Origin of the sequence: Arthrobacter sp. Bi26 (assembly GCF_918697925.1) — a bacterium.
Lineage (GTDB): Bacteria > Actinomycetota > Actinomycetes > Actinomycetales > Micrococcaceae > Arthrobacter.
Genome location: NZ_CAKKMF010000171.1, coordinates 1 through 4,151 on the forward strand (window position 1 = coordinate 1; position 4,151 = coordinate 4,151).

At 66.8% G+C, this 4,151-nt stretch carries 5 protein-coding genes and 1 pseudogene; 3 read left to right on the forward strand and 3 right to left on the reverse strand.

Going from position 1 to position 4,151, the window contains the following annotated elements; all coding sequences use genetic code 11:
- Positions 1–348: pseudogene (locus LQV16_RS22980) on the forward strand (hypothetical protein); the annotation flags it as partial.
- Positions 349–468: 120 nt separating this feature from the next.
- Here LQV16_RS22980 and LQV16_RS22985 read toward each other — a convergent pair.
- Positions 469–684, reverse strand: a complete 216-nt coding sequence (locus tag LQV16_RS22985) for a hypothetical protein (RefSeq protein WP_229996148.1) — start codon at positions 682–684, stop codon at positions 469–471.
- 460 nt (positions 685–1,144) lie between these two features.
- Here LQV16_RS22985 and LQV16_RS22990 point away from each other — a divergent pair, with 460 nt between their 5' ends.
- Positions 1,145–1,762: a uracil-DNA glycosylase gene (locus LQV16_RS22990; protein ID WP_229996149.1), complete on the forward strand. Its 618-nt coding sequence runs from the start codon at positions 1,145–1,147 to the stop codon at positions 1,760–1,762.
- A gap of 49 nt (positions 1,763–1,811) precedes the next feature.
- Here LQV16_RS22990 and LQV16_RS22995 read toward each other — a convergent pair whose 3' ends face one another.
- Together LQV16_RS22995 and LQV16_RS23000 are read right to left on the reverse strand one after the other, a co-directional pair.
- Entirely contained in the window at positions 1,812–3,050 is a 1,239-nt protein-coding gene (locus LQV16_RS22995; RefSeq protein WP_229996150.1) for a HipA domain-containing protein, read from the reverse strand.
- Positions 3,047–3,349 carry a helix-turn-helix transcriptional regulator gene (locus LQV16_RS23000; protein WP_229996151.1) on the reverse strand — a complete coding sequence of 101 codons (303 nt, stop codon included), beginning with the start codon at positions 3,347–3,349 and terminating at the stop codon, positions 3,047–3,049. Before LQV16_RS23000 ends, LQV16_RS22995 begins: the two co-directional genes overlap by 4 nt.
- Before the next feature lie 313 nt (positions 3,350–3,662).
- Between LQV16_RS23000 and LQV16_RS23005 the strand changes: the two genes are divergently transcribed.
- On the forward strand, positions 3,663–4,151 hold a 489-nt coding region (locus LQV16_RS23005; RefSeq protein ID WP_229996152.1), incomplete at its 3' end, for a hypothetical protein.

The following is a 4,151-nucleotide window of genomic DNA, read 5'->3' on the forward strand; positions in this document are numbered from 1 at the left end:
ATCCCCCACCGCGACGGCGGCCCCACCGCCCTGGCCAACGGCGCCGGACTCTGCGAAGCCTGCAACCACACCAAAGAAACCCCCGGCTGGACCGCCCGCCCCGCAAACGGAGAACAGGCAGACCCCGTGCCCGGACACGAACCCGCGGCCGCGCACAGCGGCGACAGGCACACATTCGAACTCACCACCCCCACGAGCCACACCTACCACTCCACCGCGCCACCCCTGCCGGGCACGCCGCTCCGCCGATCAGCCACGGATCAGCCGGGCTCCCGCGACCGGCGCCAGCTCCGTCACCAGGCCAAAACGCTGAAGCGCGGGAGGTTCAATGTGGTTGTTGCAGCCTAGGGACCAGTCAGCTGGCTGCCGTGCGGGACCCGGCTGACGCTGGCCGGGCCACCGGAGGTCGGGCGACGGGCCGCTACTCGAAGAACTCGATTCGCGGCTCGCCTTGGACTCCGCCACGCTTCATGGCGTCCAGCAGTTCTGGGTTGGCAAAGAAAAACCGCGCCTTGTCGACGGAATCGAAGTAGTGAAGCACGAGGACGGCGTTGGGTCGCCTGCCAACTGGTGGACGGACTGCTGGGTAACGCCGCTGCTGGACTGCAGTTCGGCCACGGAATCGTAGACTTTGCGCCATTCGTCGTAGTCGGCAACCTTATGAAAAACCACGGAAAGTGCCATGGCGATGCTCCTTGCTGGGACGGGGAGCTGCCCGCGACGGGGGCTCCACGTTCGGTTGGAAAGCGACCGGTCCCAGCCTCTGGCCGCGCTGACAAATTTGACCCGGCGACGGCGACGGCGACGGCGACGGCGACAAAGAAAAACGCCCTCCCACCCCGGGTGGCGGGCTGACGTCAGGCCTGCAGGTACCTTCGCGATCTCGCTATGAGACGGCTCGGACACTTCCATGTCCCGAACAACCCGGCGTCATCAGTTGGTTACCTGCAGGCGCTTTAAGCCTACGCCCGCCTCAACTCCATCACCAGAGGCCGAAAGCCACCGGCCCCACCACGAAGACCATCGTGACAACCCCACTATGGAGGCCCGGCCACAAAGGCCCCGGCCGAAACACCCCCCGCCGCAAAAGCGTAGAGTGGAGGAAGCCGCCTGATTCTGGACGCCAAGTGCTGAGGGAGAAATCGTGACGATTGACTGGGACGAAAAAAAGACCCTGCTGCAGGAGCCGAACATCGCCGCCGTGACGCAACTGTGCGACGAACTCATGGAGAAGAAGCCTGGATCGGTGGTCCCGTACATCGACCCCATCCATGATGAGGACGAATGCCGGATCGTCAGCCTGCATATCAGCCCCGGCAAGGGCACAGAATCGGGCTTTGTTTCGCACTTCAACGACGATGAAGCCGCACGCCGCGCCACCTCCATCTACGAGGCCGCAGAGCTCCATCCCCGCTATGTGATGCCGTGGAACGCGTACCCGTGGATCCGCGATCCGGACGCTTCCTCGGCCCTGAACGTCCAGGAGAAGACGGACGGCCTTCGGCCCTTCCGCCAGTTCCTCAAGATCAACAAGCGCGTCTCGGCCGTTATTGCCCATGGCGCGGACGCCCACTCCTTCCTGACGCTCTTCGAGAAGACCTACCATTCCTCGCTGAAGAACCATGGCGTCAAGATCTACAAGGCCACCGCGCTCGGCGGCCGCGCCTTCGCAGTCTCTCCGGCCAAGCAGGAAGAGCTGCTCGCCAAGAACGTTGAAGTCTACAAAGACGCCATGCAGCGGGCCGGCATCCAGCACCTCTGAGGCTTCACGCAGCAGCATCCGACGCTGGCAACAACCGACGCCGGCGGCCTCAGCCCGCCAGCAGCCTGCGCCGGTGCTTGAGTTCCTTGACCCAGTCGCGGGTGACTAGCGCCGAAAACGGCGAGGCGCCGTCGTCGGTCATGGAGCGGAACGCCGTGCCCGCCTGAAGGTCCGCCAGCAGCGGCTCCGACGCCCTCAGCGCGAGTTCCAGCACCTGGACAGCCGCACGCTCGGTCAGCCCCATCCCCGCGGCCCAGCCCAGGAAGTGCTTCCGGGAGATCCCCGTCCGTTTGCCGTCCAGGGTCAGGGCCAGTGTCTTGTCCCCGTAGACCACAGTGGAGGGGATGTCGTACACCGGCGCAATGGACCACTCGCCGGCCGGTTGCTGCACCATGGAAACGTTTTTTGCGTGCAGGTCACCGTTGCCCGTAAGCCACGCAAATGCCGCCTGGAGGGCCAAATTCCGCAGCGCGGGCAGCGGCGCCGCGCAATACGCCGCAAGCGCATGGCACACCTGCCCGTATCCCACGTTGTACTTGTCCGCAGGGTAAAGCCCCAGCACCTGTGCCCCGTCCTCGACGGCGAGCCGCTGCACCGCCCCGGCCGCCGCCTTGGGCGCACCGGATACAGGCACCCGGTCGAAGCGCTCCACGAGCAACCCCGGCCGGCCAGCGACGTCGCGGATCAGCTGGACCCGGCTCAAGGGGATCCGCAGCCGGGCCGCGTAGCGGAACATCACAAATTCGTTTTCGACGACGTGCGGGAACTCGGGCGCATTGAGTTTGAGGATGTACCGTCGGCCGGCGCTGGCCACCGGCATGGAGATCATGCCTGCGGACAGCTTGTCCTGCACGCCGGCCAACGCCACCGGGTCGATCAGCCCGGAATCCCCCAGAAGGGCCTCGAAATCCAGGGGCGTCCCGGGGTCAAGCTCGACGGCGTGCTCGTCCGGGTCCAGCTTCTCGCCATGGCCAACGATTTGCACGTCACCCACCGGGTTGGCACCGGCCGCGATGAGCAGGGACAGCTCATCGTCCACGCTGGTCTTGATGGAGCGGCGCAGTGCATTCAGCCGCCGGCCCTCCGGCAGGAGCCCGGTGAAATACGGCGGGGCTGCCCCCGCCGCGGACAGCACCGGGTCCGGAGCCAGCGGCAGGGAACTCGCGACAGCTGGTCCCCCGGAAGCCAGATAGGCCGGCAAGTAGCTGAACCTGGTGCCGCCGTCGTGCCGTTCCAGCCGTGCCGCCAGCACGCCGGCCTTGTAGATGTCTGCGATGCGGTGCCTCATGGCCGGACTTCCGGGCCGTTCCGCAGTTCGCTGTGGGCCCGAAGTTCGTCGTTGTCCCGAGGGCCGGCGAGGCTCCGGGCGGCGGCGCTGGTGCGGGTCTGGACCCGGAGCTCCAGCCCCAACGTGTCAATGAGCGCCAGCAGGGAATCCAACTGCACCGTGCGTTTGCCCTGTTCGACAAACCGGACGAAGCGCTCTGAGACCCCGGCCAGTTCGGCCAATTCGCGCTGGCTCAACCGGAGCGACCCGCGCCGGGCCCGGACGTCGGCTGCGAGCTCGTCCGGAAACGAGTTCTCCATGGCCGCCTCCCCGTTGATCAAAATACGCCCGAGCCACCCTGCCCCCATAGGTACGAACGTGCCGTTTTGCGTGCATTTTCAGTATAGAGCGAACAAATGCGCCTGCACAGTGCTATTCCGGCACGTTCGTACCGGCGCGGGTGCAAATGGCAGGGACAGCCTGCTGGGGATGCAGGCCTGGGATTCATGGCGCCCGCAGTCACAGAACGGACGGCTCTGCCGGGTGGGGGCGTAGCGGTGCACAATGACCCTTAGGATTTAAGGGGCCCAAGAAAACCAGCCCGCCCAGGGAATCCGGAAAGGACTGCTCAGCATGACGCACGCTTCCTTCCGGCTATTCCGCACCGGGCTGATCGGATCCATCATCGTGGCACTGGCGGCCGGCGGCCACCTGGCCGGCGGGGGGCGGCTGCCCGAGCCGGTGATCGTGACGGCGCTGTGTGCCGTGGCAATCGTCCCGGTGGCCATCCTGACCCGCTTCCGACTGTCCTTTCCTGCCCTTGCCGGGCTGCTGGGAGTGGGCCAATTGTGGCTGCACTGGTCGTTCGGCGCTCTGTCCGCAGGGGCGCCCGCGGCCGGCCGGGCGCGGATGGTCGAGGGCCATCCGGGCCATGCGGCGGCTGCCATTTCCCCGGAGATGCTCGACCCGTCCATGGCGGTGTCCGCGGCCGATATGGGCGGAGCCATGTTCGCCGCCCACGCGGTGGCTACCCTCGGCACGGCGCTGCTGCTCGCCCGCGGTGAGCGGGCACTGTCCGCACTGGCCTCCTGGCTGCGCCCACTCGTGCAGCTGCCCCGCCCC